Annotated in this window: 14 protein-coding genes and 1 riboswitch; of the genes, 6 read left to right on the plus strand and 8 right to left on the minus strand. The window is 54.2% G+C overall.

Features of this window, described 5'->3' with window-relative positions:
* Positions 1 to 10 precede the first annotated feature (10 nt).
* Together JUJ53_RS17480 and JUJ53_RS17485 are read right to left on the minus strand one after the other, a co-directional pair.
* The gene (locus JUJ53_RS17480) at positions 11 to 1,609 is read right to left on the minus strand and encodes a sodium:proton antiporter (protein ID WP_204153323.1); all 1,599 of its coding nucleotides are present in this window, start codon (positions 1,607 to 1,609) and stop codon (positions 11 to 13) included.
* 168 nt (positions 1,610 to 1,777) lie between these two features.
* Positions 1,778 to 2,344 (minus strand): YbjN domain-containing protein, encoded by a 567-nt coding sequence (locus JUJ53_RS17485; protein WP_239125165.1) that lies wholly within the window; start codon positions 2,342 to 2,344, stop codon positions 1,778 to 1,780.
* A 690-nt stretch (positions 2,345 to 3,034) separates the two neighbouring features.
* Between JUJ53_RS17485 and JUJ53_RS17490 the strand changes: the two genes are divergently transcribed.
* The 3 genes from JUJ53_RS17490 to JUJ53_RS17500 all read left to right on the plus strand — a co-directional run bounded on the left by JUJ53_RS17490 (position 3,035) and on the right by JUJ53_RS17500 (position 6,480).
* Positions 3,035 to 5,152 carry an AAA family ATPase gene (locus JUJ53_RS17490; protein WP_204153324.1) on the plus strand — a complete coding sequence of 706 codons (2,118 nt, stop codon included), beginning with the start codon at positions 3,035 to 3,037 and terminating at the stop codon, positions 5,150 to 5,152.
* Positions 5,153 to 5,584: 432 nt separating this feature from the next.
* Positions 5,585 to 5,676, plus strand: a riboswitch (Glutamine riboswitch).
* 37 nt (positions 5,677 to 5,713) lie between these two features.
* Positions 5,714 to 5,899, plus strand: coding sequence for a DUF4278 domain-containing protein (locus JUJ53_RS17495; RefSeq protein ID WP_204153325.1), 186 nt, complete (start codon positions 5,714 to 5,716; stop codon positions 5,897 to 5,899).
* A gap of 287 nt (positions 5,900 to 6,186) precedes the next feature.
* The gene (locus JUJ53_RS17500; protein ID WP_204153326.1) at positions 6,187 to 6,480 is read left to right on the plus strand and encodes a hypothetical protein; all 294 of its coding nucleotides are present in this window, start codon (positions 6,187 to 6,189) and stop codon (positions 6,478 to 6,480) included.
* A gap of 156 nt (positions 6,481 to 6,636) precedes the next feature.
* Here the strand turns inward: JUJ53_RS17500 and JUJ53_RS17505 are convergent, their stop codons facing one another.
* From JUJ53_RS17505 to JUJ53_RS17520, 4 genes are all read right to left on the minus strand, one after another.
* Positions 6,637 to 6,999: a thioredoxin family protein gene (locus JUJ53_RS17505; protein WP_204153327.1), complete on the minus strand. Its 363-nt coding sequence runs from the start codon at positions 6,997 to 6,999 to the stop codon at positions 6,637 to 6,639.
* A gap of 117 nt (positions 7,000 to 7,116) precedes the next feature.
* The gene (locus JUJ53_RS17510; RefSeq protein WP_343327980.1) at positions 7,117 to 8,265 is read right to left on the minus strand and encodes a tRNA (guanine-N1)-methyltransferase; all 1,149 of its coding nucleotides are present in this window, start codon (positions 8,263 to 8,265) and stop codon (positions 7,117 to 7,119) included.
* Complete coding sequence (locus JUJ53_RS17515; protein ID WP_204153328.1) at positions 8,255 to 9,034, minus strand: ABC transporter permease; 780 nt, start codon at positions 9,032 to 9,034, stop codon at positions 8,255 to 8,257. The genes JUJ53_RS17510 and JUJ53_RS17515 overlap by 11 nt, the downstream gene beginning before the upstream one ends.
* A 99-nt stretch (positions 9,035 to 9,133) precedes the next feature.
* On the minus strand, positions 9,134 to 10,210 hold the full coding sequence (locus JUJ53_RS17520) for a DUF5357 family protein (protein WP_204153329.1): 1,077 nt from the start codon (positions 10,208 to 10,210) through the stop codon (positions 9,134 to 9,136).
* Between the two features lie 126 nt (positions 10,211 to 10,336).
* Between JUJ53_RS17520 and JUJ53_RS17525 the strand changes: the two genes are divergently transcribed.
* Positions 10,337 to 11,113, plus strand: a complete 777-nt coding sequence (locus JUJ53_RS17525) for a DUF1350 family protein (protein ID WP_204153330.1) — start codon at positions 10,337 to 10,339, stop codon at positions 11,111 to 11,113.
* 405 nt (positions 11,114 to 11,518) lie between these two features.
* Entirely contained in the window at positions 11,519 to 11,881 is a 363-nt protein-coding gene (locus tag JUJ53_RS17530) for a DUF4870 domain-containing protein (RefSeq protein WP_204153331.1), read from the plus strand.
* Here the strand turns inward: JUJ53_RS17530 and JUJ53_RS17535 are convergent.
* Entirely contained in the window at positions 11,859 to 13,196 is a 1,338-nt protein-coding gene (locus tag JUJ53_RS17535) for an NYN domain-containing protein (protein ID WP_204153332.1), read from the minus strand. The two genes, JUJ53_RS17530 and JUJ53_RS17535, sit on opposite strands and share 23 nt — an antisense overlap.
* 395 nt (positions 13,197 to 13,591) lie before the next feature.
* Here JUJ53_RS17535 and uvrA point away from each other — a divergent pair, with 395 nt between their 5' ends.
* A complete protein-coding gene (gene uvrA / locus JUJ53_RS17540; protein WP_204153333.1) occupies positions 13,592 to 16,666 on the plus strand; it encodes an excinuclease ABC subunit UvrA in 3,075 nt (1,024 codons plus the stop codon).
* Positions 16,667 to 16,694: 28 nt separating this feature from the next.
* Here the strand turns inward: uvrA and JUJ53_RS17545 are convergent, their stop codons facing one another.
* Positions 16,695 to 19,298: a response regulator gene (locus tag JUJ53_RS17545; protein ID WP_204153334.1), complete on the minus strand. Its 2,604-nt coding sequence runs from the start codon at positions 19,296 to 19,298 to the stop codon at positions 16,695 to 16,697.
* Between the last annotated feature and the right edge of the window lie 145 nt (positions 19,299 to 19,443).

Genomic DNA, 19,443 nt, shown 5'->3' on the forward strand with positions numbered 1-19,443 from the left:
ATCTTTATTGTTAACTCAGGGCTTTATCTGAGCGATCGCTCTCCACCAAAACATCCTGTAACAGAGGCGATAGCTTTTCATTCAGCCGTCCCGAGCGAATTAAGTCAGCATAGGTGTCGGCCTCAATAGCCAATAAATCTTCCCGCAGTTCCTCCAGGGCCAGTTCCTTAAACTCCGGATGTTTGGTTTGTAGGGCTTGAATGTTTTCCTTGAGGGTCGATAATTCTCCTTCCACTAGCGCTGCCTGGTATTGGCAAAACTCTGGATCCAGCTCTTGGCGATCGCCCAACTTAGATAGATAGGTTAACACCCGCGTTAGGGCCATGCGGCGAGCGATCGCTTCCCGATAGGTTTTCCGAAAAGCCTGATCATCCAGCATATTCAAGCCCTTGAGCAACGGTTGGGTCGTCAAGCCCTGTACCAATAGGGTAAATAACATCACGCCGAAGACAGTCGCAATCACCACTTCTCGTTCCGGCAAACTTTCGGGAATACTCAACGCTAGGGCAATGGATACCGATCCCCGCAAACCACCCCACCATAGCACCGTTTGGTCGCGCCAAGATATATTAGACTTAGCTAAGGTGTTGCTCACCAAGCCTAATCCATAGATGCCCACAGCACGGGTGAGCAACAGGGCAGCGATCGCCACCGCAATGGGCAGCCAATTTTCGCCCAGACTGGAAAAACGAACTTGGTCGCCAATCAGCAGGAATATGATTGAGTTGACAAAGAAGGCGATAAAATCCCAGAATTCCGACACAATCAAACGCGTGCGGGGATTCATGCCAATGCGCGATCCAAAATTCCCCAGCACCAGCCCTACGGTGACCACAGAAATGACGCCGGAACCACCTAGGGCTTCGGCGATGGAATAGGTGCCGTAGGCGGCCACTAGCGTCAGCGATTGTTCTACCAAAGGCAGATCAAAACGCTGGGTTAGGTAAGAAATTCCGAAGCCAATCAGGCTGCCGACGCCCACACCCACGCCAAGGAAGGTAAAAAACTGAGCGATCGCCACTGGTATAACAAACTCATCCTGGGTACCGAGGGCCAGTCCTGACAAAAGGGCGAAGGCAACCACCGCTACCCCGTCGTTGAATAAACTTTCCCCTTCCATCAGCACCGTGAGACGTTTACCGACCCCCAACTCTCGAAATAGGGCAACCACCGACACCGGATCGGTTGCCGATAGACTAGCGCCAATTAAAAGAGCGATCGCTAGGGGAATACCGGCAAATTGCGCCAGCCCCAGCCCAATGCCAACGACAGAGATCATCACTCCTACGACAGCATAGAGACAGATCGGCACCAGATCCTTGCGCAGGTACGACCAATTCAAATTCCAGCCAGCTTCAAACAGCAGCGGCGGCAAGAAAATCAGCAGAATGAGTTCCGGCGAAAGGTTGACCAACCGCACATCTACCACTGCTAGCCCTAACCCTACAATCACCAGCAGCAGCGTATAGGGAGTTTGGCGAAACCAGGGCAGCACCCGAGACAGCGTTGCAACACTGAGGGATACGGACAGCACCAGCAAAAACTGTTCGAGGCTTTGGCCAATGGAATCTTCTTCAAGGAGGTTGGCAAGGAGTGGGACTACATCCATGGCGTTTCAGTCTAAAAAAATATGCGTCAGGTAGGCACATCCTACCCTTGCGATCGCCCCATGCGCATCTATCTAAGGGCGATCGCCTTCCCCGCCTTCCCTAATGGGATGGCAAGATGGCCCAAAGGAGAGCGATTGACACCGTCATGGGCAACAAGACTGCCTGGCTCAAGACTCATTCCATAGACGCTGAAGTTGAGCCCGCCAAGCATCCATCACCTGCTGCCGCTGGCTAGCATCTTGGGACAAATCTCCCATCACGCCTTCTTCATAAAAGCGATCGAGGGCTTGGAGGGTGTCCTCTAAGGTCTGCCCCTGCTGCTTTGCTGCCCAGATAATCTGCCGAATTTGGGCATCGGCCCGCTGGCGGAAGCTGCGATCGAGACCCGTTTGCTGAAGCGATACTAAACGAGCGATCGCTGCCTCAAAATCCTCCCGCGTCAAACTTGCCAGGGCATGGTGAAAAACGCCCCACAGCGCGCCTTCGTAGATGGCATAGCGGGCCTCTTGGGTGTCATCAAAGTTGAATTCTAGCAATTGCTCTAGGTAGGGGGCTGCTTCCTGGGCTGGGGCGATGGACACCAAGGCTCGTAGCCAGGTGTGATCCTCTGAAAGCAGCACCAGCAGCCGAGATGCAGGAGCTTCTATCTGCCAAGCTTCGCCATCAATGATCTGCAGGGCTGGGCCAAACTGTTGGGTGAGACTGGTGGTGATGTCGGCGGGTGTCATAGGCATGGAGGTCAAAGAACGTTACATGGCGCTGCTGGTTGGACAGGGTTGGGTGCGGACAATCAGCGATCGCCCCCCTGAAGGCATCAAACCTTGGATGTTGTGATCTTCAGCAACGCCACTTATATTCAGTCTAATCATTAGATGAGGCATAGCTGACCATGGGCTGGCTGATCGTTAAAGCAGAATCTTGGTGTTGTTGAATCGATATATGATTTGCGCTCAGAAAACGTCGTGAGATGCTCACATGATCTTGATGGTGAATGAGTTGTGCGATTTTATAGCTTTATTCAGCAACACCCTTTTATTCATGCGGATGCTCTAGACTGGCGATCCCTCTCTCTCAACGCTTTGCTGTATGGGTAAAATAGATAATATGCTGCGATCGCTACACTTAAGGATCGCGGCTGTAAACTTATTTATTCTCCTGGGGTACTGGAAAACTTGGTGTTATGCAGTCGGGCACCATAACATCAGATGCAATATGGGTAGCATACTTTTGTTGACATAACCTGGAGCGATCGCCCCTAGGTTGCACCGTTTTAACTTGATTTCTGCAGAGGTGATCTTGTTGGAAAGGATCAGGTTTCACTACAATGTCATAATCTTGATCCAACGCATCTCAGATCCAACCCATCTGATCCAGCGCATCCCACCATCCCTGGGCAATTGGCACAGCTTGAGCAAGGAAACACCATGGAACCGCGCCAGATTTCGATTCAACTGGGTAGCCTTGTTCTGCTGTCAGGGCCACCGGGCAGCGGCAAAACCACGGCCTGTCAGTCTCTGCCGCCTTCCTTCGTGGTATCTAGCGATCGCCTCCGAGAAACTTTTTTTGCTACGGCCCCAGCCATGATCGATGGGCAGGTTGGTCGCTGTCCGATGGCCGTTGATGATGCGATGATTTTTGCCGTGATGGAACAGGTGGTGCGATCGCGTCTGATGGCAGGATTAACCACCGTCGTGGATGCAACCCTATCCACTGACCAAGACCGCAAGCCATTTGCGACCATCGCCACCGCGCTCCATATTCCTGTGCAGGTGGTGGTGTTTGACCTGCCGGAGGCGCAGGTGCAGCAGCAAAATGCTCAACGTTCCTATGCTGTGCCCCACGATGTTGTATCGCTGTTTATCAAAAAACTAGATCGCCAGTCCCGTTGGCCGTTTACCCATGTCACCACTGGGTGTCAATTGGTGGTCGAAATTCCCACTATTCCCGAGGACGTAGACCTCGATGTCATCGGCGATGTCCATGGTTTGCTGCCCACGCTGGGCGAGATGCTGCATACCCTCGGCTATGACGCGGCTTTCCAGCATCCCCAAGGACGCAAACTATGTTTCCTGGGTGACCTTGTGGATCGCGGCCCCGATTCCCTGGCTGTCCTCGATCTGGTCATGGCAGCGATCGCCCAAGGCCATTACGCCATTCGCGGCAACCATGATATGAACCTGGCCAAGGGCATTCGTGACAGCTATGTGCGATCGCGTTCTACGCGGGAAACGCTGCACTATGTTCTGCAGCGGGATGCCGCCTACCAGCAGCAGATCCATGACGCCATCACCAGTTGGCCAACCTTCTATCGCTATCGAGACTATGTTTTATGCCACGGCGATATTGAATGGTTTGATCCGCTGCTCCAGCCCGGCCGTGAGCGCGTCTATGGCCGCCGTCGGATGCGGGAAGACCATGACACCGACGGTATTTTTCGGCAAACCACGCCAGATCTCACCCTGGTGCGTGGCCATATTCCCCTCACCTCCCAGGGCGATCGCGTCCATTCCCTAGAAGAGGGAGCTGGCTTTGGCGGGCCGCTGGTGGCCATGCGCCTTCCCGACCAAGACTATGTGCGTATTCCCTGCAGGTTTGACTACGAAAAGCGATCGCCCACCTTCGTCCACCGCATGGAGCATCTGGTCACCCAAAAATGGGTCAAACAGGTCACCCATGGGCAGCTTTCGCTCTACAAATACACCTCAAAAGCCTTTTTCACCCCCAGCGTCTGGAACGAACACCCAGACATTAGGCTGGCCAGGGGGACGGTGGTGGGGCTGCATGGCGAACCGGTGAACCAACCCTTTCCCCGCACCTTTAACTACCTAGAACAGGGCACGACTCTACCGCTGGAGACCAAGGTGGTCGCCGTGGAAAAACTCAATGGCTTCTTGGCGGTCATGGTGCTCCATCCCTACGACCCCCATCAAGTTCTAGTCACCTGTTCTGGCTCCTTTGAGGGTGACTATGTGGAACGGGCCAAGGCGTTGCTCTATCAAAACAACCTCTACGGCCGCGTCTTGGGCTATCTACGCGATCGCCCCCACCTCACCTTGCTCTGGGAAGCCATCCATCCCGAGGATCCCCACATCATTCCCTACAGCGAAGCCGACTACGGTTTGCACCTGATTGGCGTGGGAGAGTTGGGGCAAGGCTTTTGGGACGAAGCGGCCCTCGATGATCTGGCCCAGACCTTAGCGGTACCCCGCCCGCCCTGGTGTTACAGCACCTTCCACGATGTGCTGCAGCAGGTGCGATCGGTGAACCATGAAGGCTTTATGATTCGCCATATCGACGGCCGCTTTGCCCTCAAGCTCAAAAGTCCCTACTACCTGCGCACCAAATTTCTATCGCGCCTGACTGAACGCCGCGCCAAGTTTATGTTTTCCAATCCGATCGCCTTCAAGAAAGACCTCGATGAAGCGCTGTGGCCTCTCGTTGACGCGGTGATTAACGGTGTGGCGGTTGAAGACTGGCTGAGCTGGTCAGATATCCAGCGCCGCGACTACCTGCAAACTTGGATGGATGGATCCTATGGCTAGACGTGCGGCAACTACTTGTTAGCCGCAGTTCTCAGGTTAAACATCCTGTTTGAGCTTGCTGAGACCAGGATTGTAGGATGCCATCCTGTGTTGCTACCTGTCTTGGTTGCTTCTGTGACTCTTCTCCTGCGATAGGCCTTGTCGGTAATGAGTTGCCCAACATTTAGATAGAGGTAATAGCCATAAGATCGATCGGTTTCGGGCTAAGAATGAATTGCTATTCCTAATTCCGATTAAGTCTGATGGTTAACGTCTAGGCGTAGGAGCAACTCTGGAAGCATTCCCTCGCTTAGCCTAGGGACGATACAAGGCTTTACCGTTCGGGCTGAGCCTGTCGAAGCCCATTCCCGTTCAACTGGCGTTCTGTTAAGATTTTATGACTCGCGCCTTGACAGAAATCTGTATAACCGTAAAGATAGATACAGAAACCAAATCGTTCATCTCTCCTGTTCAGCTCATGTAAGTCACGATTTACATCAGCGGCTGGGAGACGGAAGTAAGGAGTCATCCTGAAGGAACGCGCCTCTTAACACTCTACAGACTATTCCTGGAGGCGAAACCATGCAACTCTCATATCGCGGCGTTACCTACGACTACACCCCCCCTCAAGTGAACTACAACAGCAAAGAGGCTGTTGGTAAGTATCGGGGACTTGACATTCGATTCCGGAAAGTATCACAGCCGGTTGTGCAACTTCCCACTCTTGATTTAATCTATCGGGGAGCCCATACGCTCCATCACGCCTAGTGCTGATGGGATAACCTGCTCCTAGTTGAGTGGGTTACATGTGGGTATTCTTGACAATTCGTAAAAGCATCCTTGCATCTCACTAGGATGCTTTTTATTGTGTAAGGAGCAGGGTAGCTTTAGGGCCCTAAGGTTCAAAAATTTGTGTGAGCGATCGCTCACATCTAGACCCTAAGGCTCTGGCTCCATGCCTTAGGGTCTAGCGCTATCCATGTAAACACAACACGTGCCCCCCACGTAGTTTCTGCGGAGATACCATTCCGTGCCCAAATGATTTAAGGTGACCTATGAAGTGGACGGTTGGACAACAAGTAACCTGCAACGGTGTTGATTGGGGGCTGTGCCAAGTTCGCATGAGCAATGAGAACATGGTGGTCATTTACTGCCCTCGCTATGAATTTGTCATGTCTGGCAGCCCGTTTAAGCTCGATCAAGCTGGTTGGCAGGTGGCAGAGGGCGTAGCAGCACCAGAACAGCCTCGCGAGCGGGAGGTATCCCCTCCTCAGCGCGGTGAGAAGGTGGTGAGTTTTGAGCAATGGCGTACTGGGACGCGATCGCCCCAGCCGGTGCCGGTTCCTTAATATGTAGACGCCGGTTTAAAACCAGAACGTGGGTCAGAGGACTAGTCCCCTGACCCACGTTTATGTCTTGCCAGACTCAGCAGTCGTGAAGTCTACCCCCAACAAACGCTCACCCTGGGCAAGTGCGGCCGTAGCTTTTTGATGAAGCAGATAGTTTTAAATCGAGTAGCCGTAACTTAGGGCATATTGGCTCAACAGGGTGGTGTGCAGCTCATGGATGGAATTGCGGAGCTCATCATGGGTCTTGAACTCATCTAGGCGGTAAATGACCTGACCATGGCGGAACACCATGATGGTGGGCAAGCTGGTCAGGCGGTAGGTATTGGCAAGACGTAAATTGTCATCGGCATTGATGCTAACCAGTTTAATGGCGTCTTCTGATTCGACATGGAGACGATTCAACATCGGGCTCACCAATCGACAAAGACCGCACCACGGGGCCCAAAAATTTACTAAGACAGGGGTTGAGGCATCCAGGACTTCCGGAACAAAAGTTTTCTCGTCAACAATTAACGCCATGATCCCTCTAAGTTTTTTATTTAAATTTGCTCTGGGATCATTCTATCGGTTGTTTGCCGCGAATAATACGCTATTCCGTCATGTTCTGATGAATCAATTTGGAAATCTTTCAGAAATTTAGTCCGGCGAAGGCAACGGTTCGGTGATGGATCGGGCGATCGCCACGCAGATTGCCAAGCTAGCATCGGTTTTAATCGCCTCTGCATGGATATGGGTGGCGGTGGCTCGGTAGCCCTGGGCCTGGAGCGCTTGAATGAGGTGCGATCGCTTAGGAATGTCCATCTGCCCTTGTTTGCCCATGTCGCCCAGGCGATAGAAATAGGGCGGCATCGTGGCTTCTGCCGCCATCAGCCGTAGTAAATGAGCGCGATCGCTCCATTGCCACTGGTCGGCAAGGGCGATCAAATCGGTCAAGGTGGCGGGATCATGCAGCGATCCTAGCCAGAGGGGGCCTGTGAGGGTGGGAGGGCGATCGCAGTCCTGGCAGGAAACTCGCCCCAACCGTCGCCAGGATACGGTTTGGTACTCGCCACAGCCATGGCAGTAGCCTAGGAATCCGTAATTCTGATCCGTGAGCATGGGCTTGGGCAACAGCCGCACCATGACTCGATAGGTTTCACCGGTAAACAGGGAAAAGAGGGGACGGATCCCTAAATGGCGAGCGGCGGCCTGCTGCTGGAGGCTGCCAAGTAACAGGCGTAGCCCTTGCTCATGGGCGGCGGGATGGCTGCGAGCGTAGGCGGCATAAAAGCGCAGGCTTTGGGTGGGGAGATGCCCGGTGGCGGTGCGGCCATCGGTGCTGGTGAGATAGATGAGACCGCCGATGGCTGTAGCCCAGAGGCAGGTGCTGAGATGGGGCGTAGCGGCTCCAAACCCGTCTACATCCACCAAGTCGTAGTAGTCCTTCTTGAGATGGCAGGTGAAAAAAACGCGGTTGGCTTCCTCCTGGGTCACCTGTCCCCGTCCGGCTTCGAGCAAGGACTGAAGATTGGCGTTGAGGGTGGGGTGGATATCGGGATTACCATCATTGACCCAGAGCCAGTCTGCGCCGCTCTCTTGCCAATAGCGCAGCGATCGCACCCCGCAGCCGGCCATGGCATCCAACACCCGCAGCCGCCCCGTTTGCTGGCGATGCAGGGCGGCCATGAGCACGCCTAGGTCGCGTACGACCCGAGTTTGGGGACGGAAGAAAGCGTTGCCCACCTGAAAGCAGGCGGCTCCTTCCTTGATGAAGCTAGGTTCTCCGGGGCGATCGCTAGAATTCACGGCGGGAAAAGACTACCGTGGCGATCGCCAGGGTGAGCACGATATACAACAGCCCATAACCAGCGTTGCTCAACAGTTCTAAGGGCTGGGGCAGGAGATCCATGCCGTAGACCGCCACATTTTTGAGATCGAGCCGGGATAGATCAGGCAAGACCAAATATATTGATTCCGTAATCCGCTGAATGTTGGGACTCTCTGACAATTCCGTGAGCAATACCAGATCCCGGCTCAGGTGTCCCATGAGGTAGACTGCCACGGTGAGAAAGACCGCCAGCAGCGAACTGGTGAACACGCCAAATAAAATGGCGATCGCGGTCACCAAACAGAGTTCCAGAAACAAAAACAGCACCGCCAACAGGATGCTGTCGAGGGGAAACGCGATTTGGTTCAGGGAAAGGGTAGCGATGTAGAGCGCTGTCATCACCGTCACCATGACGGCCAAGACGACGGATAAACCCACATGTTTGCCCACGATGAATTCGGCCGGCGTGAGCGGCTTGGCGGTGAGGACGTAGACGGTACGCTTTTCAATTTCCTTGTTGACCAAGCCAGTTCCCACAAACACGGCCACCACCAATCCCGTGACGCCGATCGCCCCTAGCCCTACGTCTAGCAGCATTTTGTCTTCCGTGCTAGCCGCCACTTCTGGCAGCAGTAGATTGGCTAGCAGCAGCAAGATGCCAAAAAATCCCAGCAAGTAGAGAATGCGATCGCGGATCACTTCTCGAAACACATTACTGGCAATCACCAATACCCGTCCAACGTTCACAGTCTTCCTCCTAAGAGAAGCGGTCTGGTTTTCAGTATTCCACCCATTGTTCTCGGAGCGATCGCTTCATCCGAGAAAATTGGGGCAAGATTAGGGACGTTAGGGAGCGTTCCTGTCTAGATAGTCTATGGAACCTATGGGCTCACAGCGAATGACGACCTCTGGGCGATTCTCTGGATCCTCGTCGAGTAAATTGGGCAGTTCTCGGAAAGGGCTGGTGCGATCAGGATCAAGCCGTGCTGCTTCCCCGCGTTCGATCACTTCACAGGTTTGGCTGAGGCGAAAACCGTCTGGGCTGGAACTTGGCCCATACCAGTAAGCATAGAAGGTGATCGCGTAGCCATCGGACGTCGAGGGCAACTGTCGAGGGCGGGTTGTCCCAAAGTCCCAAAGTGCTTCTTCTTTTGATCGGAGGAGAGCATCCTCAGCCGCGTTGGCTTGCCGCACCTGCTGCAAGACCCGATCCCGGAGTTGCTTAAACTCGTCATTGTTGTTCATCAACCAACGAACTGCGTCATTCCATGAACCCGACTCAATCTGCTGGCGCAGGTCATTTTCGGCGGCTTCCAAAAGGCGTACCCCGGTGACTGGACGGCGCGTATCGCCTACGACATCAAAAGACAGCTTGACAACAAAGGCACTGTTTTCAACTGAATCGGCCAAGGTGCTGGGGTAGAACTGCAGCCAGGTTTGCACGACCAAAAAAAAGCCAATCCAGCAGGATATGATGGCATGGGACAGCCCCACAATCACAATCGTCTGGCGATCGCCCACTTTGGGAACCCGTAGCTTGGGCCCTGGAGCTAGATAGAGAGGCACCGTGGCGATCGCTGCGGTGATCATGGGCCAAAGAACTAGGGTGATCTCTAGGCTGATCAGATCCCAGGCATAGATCAATCCCAACACCATGCCTGCTGTTAACCAAGGGCCGGGGTAGATCTTGAAGCCTAGAATCGAGAATTTGATATTGACGGTTGCCCAGCCGATGCCTAAAGAGAGAAATATCCAGCCGATGGTCGCCAAGCCATCTCGCACAATGGGTGTGCTAATGAGTAGGGAAATGAGCCATGAAAAGAGGCTCAGCAAAATTAACATTTGCCAAGAAAATGGATCCGGCGGGCGAACCTGTTTCCGAATCTGCTGAAATAAATCCTTGACCCACGAGAACACAGGCACAGACGTTAGGCGAGACGACTCGCAAACAGACGATGACCGTATGCTATGCGGAGACTTGCATCATCGGCAACGTTCCCAAAACCTGTCTAGAATGAAGAAACGTAACGTTTCGGTTGAGTGAGGTCTATGGACTGGCGAGAAGTATCGGGAAACTGGATAGTCATTCCCCCGCGACCGAAGGCGATCATCCATTTCTTGGGTGGGGCGTTTGTGGCGGCAGCTCCGCAGGTAACCTACCGAATGCTGCTGGAGTCGTTGGCAGAGGCGGGGTATGTGGTTGTGGCGACACCGTTTGTCAACACGTTTGATCATGCCGCGATCGCTCGTCAGGTCATTCTTGCCTTTGATCGCGCCCTTGAGTATCTGCAGGCGCGGGTGCTTCAGCAACGCTACATTCCGATTTATGGGCTGGGTCATAGTATGGGCTGTAAGCTGCACCTGCTGATCGGCAGTCTCTATGATGAGGAGCGGGCCGGTAATATTTTGATGGCCTACAACAACTATCCAGCTCGGCGATCGATTCCTCTTTTGGAACAATTTTCTCAGGTGACCCTCATGGATGTGGAGTTCACGCCATCACCGCAGGCAACGGAAGCTTTGGTGGCTGGAGACTACCACGTGAAGCGCAATCTGCTGGTGAAGTTTACCCAAGATACGATTGACCAAACGCGATCGCTGAGCCAAGTGATGCAGCAATGCTGTCCTGACTTCACCACGGTGCAGATTTTGCCTGGCAATCACCTCACGCCGCTGGGGCAAGATGTGCGCTGGCAGCCTAGCGCAGCGTTTTCACCCTTGGATGCCCTTGGGCAATTGGTGAAGCAAGAGGTCTACCGCGACTTTAATCAACTCAAGCGCAATTTGCTGCTCTGGCTCGATCCGGTCTCTGTGCCACGCGCCTAGGAGCAATCTTCCGGGACGATGCCATGATTGTAGGATGGGCTGGCGATCGCCTCATGCTTGCTTACCAGGAATTTGCAGCGCGTTACGCTTTGATAACGCGCTCTACATTTAGCTCTATATTTAATGGTGCTTCCCATGACGTTGGGGCGTTGCTGAATGAAGATACGACATTAATTTGACGCAACTCAAGGCTTTACCAACAGAGGCCAAGGTCACACTAGTATATCTAAAACTTGAGTGAGCTTTTAAGGCGAACTTATTTAAGACTAAGGCTAGCGATCGAGGGCGATCGCTCCTGCTGATGGCATAGGCCAATTAGGATCATCAATCATCCTCTAGAGGTTGGTCAAAAGGCGATCGCCTTTCGTAAGCTAGAGATACATGTCAATATTTTGGGAGACGCCCATGGATCCTACACAAACCCCCGGATACTACGATAGCGATAAACGCAAGGCCCTGTCGATTCTCAGCCACGGTGCCATTTTCCTCAGCTCCCTATTTTTGTCCGTTGGGTTGCCGATCGCCGTCTTGTTGATCTCCGATGACCCAGTTGTCAAAGACAACGCTAGGGAATCCATCAACTTCCACTTTAATGTGTGGCTATACGAAATCATTTTCGGGATTCTGACCATCGTTTTGATTGGCTATCCACTGCTCGCCATTTTGTTTGTTATTCACTGGGTTATGCCCATCATCGGGATTCTCAAGATCCTGAAGGACAGCGATCAACCCTATCGCTATCCCTTCATTTTCCGTCTATTGGGCTAGATGCTCCAGCCGGCGGCAGTCCCATCAACTGGTCGATGTAGAACTCTCGCTGGGTATCTAGGTCGGGCACTAGTTGATAGGTACCGTTGGCCTGTTCCACTAAAATTCCCGTTTCCACTAAGCGGCTCAGGGCCTGTTTCAATTGTCCATTGGTCAGGTTGAGCCGCTCGTCTTTTTTCGCTTGGCGTACATATTTGAAGATCACCAAAAAGCGTCCATAGGTGGGCCCGGGCTGACCATCTTGGAACGATTGGCATACCTGGTCGAGAATAATCCCCCAATGGTGGCGATCGAGGTCGCCGGGTAGGTCGCTGCTAAATTCTGACTCGGTTTCAGGATCTTCGTTAGGTAAAAACAGCTCCTTGAAGCCGCTCAGGGTATAGACTTTAACGACGCCCTCAGCTTCTGCCTTGGCAATGAAGGCGCTGAAGTTGGAAAAGGATTCTCCCTGATCGTGGCGAATGGATTGAAAGCCACTGTAGGAAAATCGGGAATTGGCCCGCATCAACAGATCGGTGGGGCCAAAGCGAGTGCTCTTGCCTTGGTCGCGAGCTTGGCTGATAGATTCGGTGAGGCAGGCGATCGCCTCTGCGTAGGAGATCAGGCTAGGCGGTTCGGGGGTTTCGGTCAGGGTTGGATAGGCACCATCGGCGGATAGTTTTTCTAAATCAATAAATTCGTTGGCGCTCAACAACAGTTGCTCGCTGGCGGTTTCGGTACGACCAATTAAGGTCACACGTTTTCGCAGGGTACGCAGGGCGGTGACGAGGGGCACGAAGTCGCGATCGGCGGTAACGATAATAAATTGCTGAATTTCCGGATAATGATGGGCGGTGTTGAGACAGTCCACCGTCAGCTTAATATCAACGCTGTTTTCCTTACCTGTGGAAACATGGATCGGCTCAAATCCCAAACTGTAGAGTGCCTGTACCAGAGGTTCCCGCTCCCGTCGCCAGTTGGCATACACCATCTTGAAGCGAGGGTGTCCCTTACTTTCCGAATAACTAATCAACGATTCAGCTAAGGGAGCCTTCACACCCTGGGCCGCCACTTTCACATTTTCGTAATCCCAAAATACGGCAACTTCATCGGAGGCCGGGGGGTGCGTCGGTGGATCGGCTGCTATGGGAGCGATCGCTCCGGATGGGCTCTCGCGATCGCCTTGGACGATCATGCCGCCAGCATAGGTGGAGGCTAGGGCCACGGTACCGGAGAGGAGCGATCGCCGGATATCGCGATCCATGCCCCAACTCACCCCTGCGACCAGGCCAAACACGACCACGCCAAACCCCAACAGTAATTTTTCTCGTGCCATAGTTGATGTATCTTCAAGCAATGGTTGACCAAGCCAACGGGATCCGCTGATTCCTAGAGTGGCACAATCCCCCAGGGGTCGGCTAGGTTATCAGCCCCCGAGTTTGAGCGAGGCGCTTCGATGATGCGGTTCGTGACCAGCCGGGGACAGGGAGCATTCCGAGATATTGCCGACCAAAACGTTTGTACTATTCAAGCAATGCCGCTAAGATAGACCGTTAGTGCCAAGAGTTTCCCATCGGCAGGTTGAGCCTGATCTACCATGAGGGGGGTCGCCCGTGGTAAGGTCAAATGCTGCTCTCTCATCCATTGGGATTTCTTGGGTAGAGACGATAAGATTGTTAAGAACTGTTGCCAGTTGGGCAGTCTGTTCCTCCTGTTGTGTCTGAATATCCCATGGCGAAGCGCTCCTCTAAATCCACCTCTGTGTCATCATCCCCTGACCAATCTACCGCCTCGGAGTCTGGTGCATCGGTGCAGGCCGTGGCAGCCCAGCTTGGCACCTCGGCTAGCGGATCGACAGATATCATTCGCATTCGCGGGGCTCGACAGCATAATCTCAAAAATATTGACCTAGAGCTGCCGCGCAATAAGCTGATTGTATTCACGGGCGTATCGGGATCGGGCAAGTCGTCCCTAGCGTTTGACACTATTTTTGCCGAGGGGCAGCGTCGCTACGTGGAATCCCTGAGTGCCTATGCGCGGCAGTTTTTAGGTCAGGTTGACAAGCCCGATGTGGATGCCATTGAGGGACTCAGTCCAGCGATTTCCATCGACCAAAAGTCTACGTCCCATAACCCTCGCTCCACGGTGGGTACGGTGACGGAGATCTACGATTATCTGCGGCTGCTGTTTGGGCGGGCAGGCGAACCCCACTGCCCCCACTGCGATCGCTCCATCGTGCCCCAAACGATTGACCAGATGTGCGATCGCGTCTTGGGTTTGCCCGATCGCACCCGCTTTCAGATCCTTGCGCCGGTGGTGCGGGGCAAAAAGGGCACCCACAAGAAGCTGCTATCCAGCCTAGCCTCGGAGGGGTTTGTGCGAGTGCGGGTGAATGGCGATGTGCGGGAGCTGTCGGACTCCATTGAGCTGAACAAGAACCACAGTCACGACATTGAAATTGTCGTGGATCGTTTGGTGAAAAAAGAGGGCATTCAGGAGCGCTTGGTGGATTCCCTGGCGACCTGCCTGAAGCGTTCTGAGGGCATTGCGGTGATTGATATTTTGGAGGGCGATCGCTCGGAGGACGCCCCCAATGTCATTGATATGGAAGCCCATCGCCATCCATCGGCGAAGGCCGCAGCGGCCACGGGGGCCTACCAGGTGGAGGATCGTTTGCCCAAGGAGCTGGTGTTTTCGGAAAACTTTGCCTGCCCGGAACATGGCGCGGTGATGGAGGAACTCTCGCCTCGTCTGTTTTCCTTCAACTCGCCCTACGGAGCCTGTCCCCATTGCCATGGCTTAGGGACGCTACGCACCTTCTCAGCGGAGTTGGTGGTGCCGGATCCTAGTCTGCCGGTTTATGCAGCGATCGCCCCTTGGTCGGAGCGGGATAATACCTACTACTTTTCTCTGCTCTATAGCGTGGGTCAGGCCTTTGGGTTTGAACTGCAAACGGCTTGGTGCAAGCTGACGCCGGAGCAGCAGCAGGTGATTCTCCATGGCTCGGAGGAAAAAATCTACATTGAGTCGGACTCGCGCTATCGAGAAGACAAGGGATACCATCGCCGCTATGAGGGCGTTTTACCCATGCTGGAGCGCCAGTATCGGGAAAGTACGTCGGAAACGTTTAAGCAAAAGCTAGAAAAATATCTGGTGGATCAAGCCTGCGAAGTCTGCGGGGGCGATCGCCTCAAGCCAGAGGCTCTGGCCGTGCGGGTGGGGCAATACAGCATCAAAGAGCTCACCCATGTCTCGATTCGCGATACGTTAGACTGCATCAATCGTATGCACCTGACGCCTCGCCAAGCCCAAATTGGGGAATTGGTGCTCAAAGAAATTCGCGCCCGGCTGCAGTTTTTAATCGACGTGGGGCTAGATTACCTCACCCTAAACCGAACGGCGATGACCCTGTCTGGTGGCGAAGCCCAGCGCATTCGCCTGGCCACCCAAATTGGCGCGGGGCTCACCGGCGTGCTCTACGTTCTGGATGAACCCAGCATTGGTCTACATCAGCGAGACAACGATCGCCTCCTAGCCACCCTCACCCGTCTACGCAATTTGGGGAACACCTTGATTGTGGTGGAGCATGATGAAGACACCATCCGCGCCGCTGACCATTTGGTGGACATTGGCCCCGGTGCCGGGGTGCATGGAGGGGCGATCGTGGCCCAGGGCTCCTTCGATGAATTGCTGAAGGCTGAAGACTCCCTCACCGGGGCCTATCTATCGGGTCGGCGCAGGATCCAGACGCCCGCCCAACGGCGCACCGGCAACAGCCGCATGTTGAAAATCCGCCAGGCCCACCGCAATAACCTGAAGCAGATTGATGTGGATATTCCCCTGGGTAAATTAGTCTGCGTCACTGGGGTCTCAGGATCGGGCAAGTCTACTCTGGTGAATGAGCTGCTCTACCCCGCCATTCAGCACCACTTTGGGCGCAAGATTCCTGATCCTAAGGAGATGGAACCGATTCAAGGTCTGAAGGCCTTGGATAAAGCGATCGTGATTGACCAGTCGCCCATTGGCCGCACGCCGCGATCGAATCCTGCCACCTACACCGGTGTGTTTGACGTGATCCGGGATCTGTTTGCAGAAACCATTGAGGCGAAAGCGCGGGGCTATAAGCCAGGACAGTTTTCGTTCAACGTCAAAGGTGGACGCTGTGAGGCCTGCGGTGGTCAGGGGGTGAATGTCATTGAAATGAACTTCCTGCCGGATGTCTATGTGCAGTGCGAGGTGTGCAAAGGGGCGCGCTATAACCGGGAAACCCTGCAGGCGACCTACAAGGGCAAGTCGATCGCCGATGTGTTGAACATGACCGCCGATGAGGCACTGGACTTTTTCCAGAACATTCCCAAGGCAGCATCGCGGCTGCAAACCATGGTGGATGTGGGGCTGGGGTATGTGCGTCTGGGGCAAACAGCGCCGACGCTCTCCGGCGGCGAGGCCCAGCGATTGAAGCTGGCGACGGAGCTGGCGCGACGAGCCACGGGCAAGACGCTGTATTTGATTGATGAACCCACCACGGGGCTCTCATTTTATGATGTCCACAAGCTGCTGGATGTCCTCCAGCGCCTGGTAGACAAGGGCAATTCGGTGTTGGTGATTGAGCACAATTTGGATGTGATCCGCTGTGCCGACTGGATTGTGGATCTGGGCCCCGAGGGGGGCGATCGCGGCGGCGAGGTGATCGTTATGGGAACACCGGAAACGGTCGCGGCCCATCCCACCTCCTATACGGGGCACTATCTCAAGCAGGTGTTGGCCACCCATCCCCCCCAAGCGATCGCTCCCATCGACGCTTAGGGATCTAACGCTAGCTCCCGGCCCTAGGTCACTGACTGTCGCGAATATTTTGATACTGCTGCAGGATGGTGGACAGGGCATCCATGCGAATGGGCTTACTCAGGTAGTTGTCCATACCGGCTTGGAGACAAACCTCGCGATCGCCCTGGGTGGCATTAGCCGTCAAAGCCACTACGTAGGGCTGTTGTTCGGTAGGAATCTGCTGGCGGATTTCTCGGGTGGCTTCCAGTCCATCCATCTCTGGCATTTGCACATCCATGAGCACTAGGTCATAGGGATGCTGCCGCAGATAATCCAACACTTCGATACCGTTATTGGCGATCTCTGCCTCATGGCCCAGCCGTTTGAGCAATTGCAGAATCACTTTTTGGTTGACTAGATTATCTTCAGCCACCAAGACACGCAGGTCATGGGTGGTCAACGTCGATGGTTTGGACAACTGTTCCATATCAGACTTAGAAAGGTGAGACGATTCATCATGGGGGGCTTTCAGGCTATGAAGCAGGGCATCGCATAGGGCGTTCTGCTTCACAGGCTTACTGACGTACTGGATGCCAGCAACCGGATTTTGCTGGGCCATCACGGCTTGGTCGATTTGGGTGAGCAGCACGACCGGAATATCTTGGGCGTTAGGACAGTGCCGAATCGTCTGCAGCAACTGGGTATCTTGAACACTGAGCGGTTGCCCATTCAGGATAATAACGTCGAACCGTTGACTACTCAAAAGTTTTTCTCCTTCCTCCAAGGAGTGGGTCGCCAATGAGGTCATGCCCCAGGTGCGGGTCTGTAGGAGGAGGTTTTGCTGACTGACGGTATTGGCGTCAAGAATCAGCACCCCTTTGCCGGCCAAGCCAGGAATGGGCGAACTGGGAAATCCGACCTGGGGTTCTTCGACGGCATCAACCACGACGGAGCACCAAAAGGTCGATCCCACACCCAACTCGCTATCTACCCAAATTCGTCCGCCCATCATTTCACTGAGGCGCTGGCTAATCACCAAGCCCAAGCCCGTGCCGCCATAGACACGGCTGATGGAGGCATCGAGCTGGCTGAAGGGCTGGAATAGATAGCGGAGGCGATCGGAGGCAATGCCAATCCCGGTATCTTTGACGGCAAACTGTAGGGCATAGCGGGCCGTGAAGGGGTGGGATTGAGAACGCCCCTGCGCAGAAAACTCTGAGCGAAGCTGCCGGGCATTCACCACCACGGTCACTTCTCCGGTGGTCGTAAACTTGACGGCGTTGCTCAAGAGGTTGCTGAGGATCTGCCGCAGGCGCACCACGTCACTCACCACCACGCGAGGCACTTCAGGCTGAATGAGATAGGCGAGTTCCAACCCTTTTTCGCTAGCTTTCGGGGCGAGGAGATCTAGGGCTTCTTCGACACAGGTGCGCAGTTTAAAGGGCTTTTGGTCGAGGGTGAGTTTTCCGGCTTCGATTTTGGAAAAGTCTAAGATGTCGTTGATGATCACAATCAAAGCATCACCGCTGGTGCGAATGGTTTCGACAAAATCGCGCTGTTGAGGGGTTAGTTCCGTATCCAGCAGCAGCTCGGTCATGCCAATCACCGCATTCATGGGCGTGCGAATTTCATGGCTCATGGTGGCCAAAAAGCTGCTTTTGGCGCGATTATCGGCTTCGGCTTTCCAACGGGCCTGCTCCAAGATGGTTGTTTTCAGGATCAGATCTTGCTGCTGTTGGCGATGCTGATCGGCTTTTTGGGCATGGGCGATCGCCAAGCCGATGTGGCTAGCGATCAGCTCCAGATGATGAATCGTTTCTGATGACCATGGGCGCGGGCGATCGCATTGCTGCAGACACAGCACACCGGCGACCTGCCCTTGATACAACACGGGCACCGCAACCAAGGCCTGCACGGCTGTCAGAGCCTCTCGGGGGGCATCGGCGAGAGCGATGGGCAACGGGCCAGACGAACAGTTGTCGATCACCCAAGAGCTGTGATCGGGCTCAGTTTGAATATGGTGCTGCAGGTGGTGGGCTAGGGCCTCAAAGGTGTCTAGAACTGCGGGAATATCATCGCGGCAATATTCCACCTGATGTAAGGCTGAGCGGGGAGGGGAGGGGTGCGCATAGATCAGGCAGCGATCGACCTGGAAGGTTTGCCCAACTTGGTTGGCGATCGCCTGCAGGGTTTCATGCAGGGTCAGATCCTGATGAAGCACTTGAATGGTTTGTTCCAGCCCATGCAGAGACGGTTTGGCGGGCGGGAGAGAAGCCTTCGCCGGACTAGGCTGGACGGCGAACATTAGATAGGTCGATGATCCTTCGGGTGGCGCTACCCAGGTGATGTGTCCTTGCCCAGGATGGCGGTGAGAGGCGAGGGCACCCGCTCGCAGAAAATCGACTGGCAACGTAAACGAGATCTCATTGACCTCGTTGCTCAGTAACGACTGAAGGCGATCGCAGCAGGCTGACCAAAGGCTTGGACAGGCTTGATCCAGAGCAACACCTAGCAGGTGCTGCCGAGATATTCCCGTCCAGTCTTCGAGCAGGCGATTCCAGCAAACAATGGTGAAATCAAGCTGCACCACGCAAATTCCCATGGGAACTGCATCAAGCGCATAAAACTGGGACGGCATAATCTGAGTCGGATGTTGATTAAGTGAACTCATGCGCTGCGTTCCGGCATGGCGTAACCGTCGTTCCCCAAGTTTACTCCTTGAATTCCCTTCAGGAACGGACGTTCGTTAGATCCTTCCAGGAAACTAGGATGATATCAGCACTGATAGGTACGGTTTCGAGGTAGATCGCCGATCT

The sequence above is a fragment of the Leptolyngbya sp. CCY15150 genome, from assembly GCF_016888135.1.
In the GTDB taxonomy this organism is placed as follows: domain Bacteria; phylum Cyanobacteriota; class Cyanobacteriia; order RECH01; family RECH01; genus RECH01.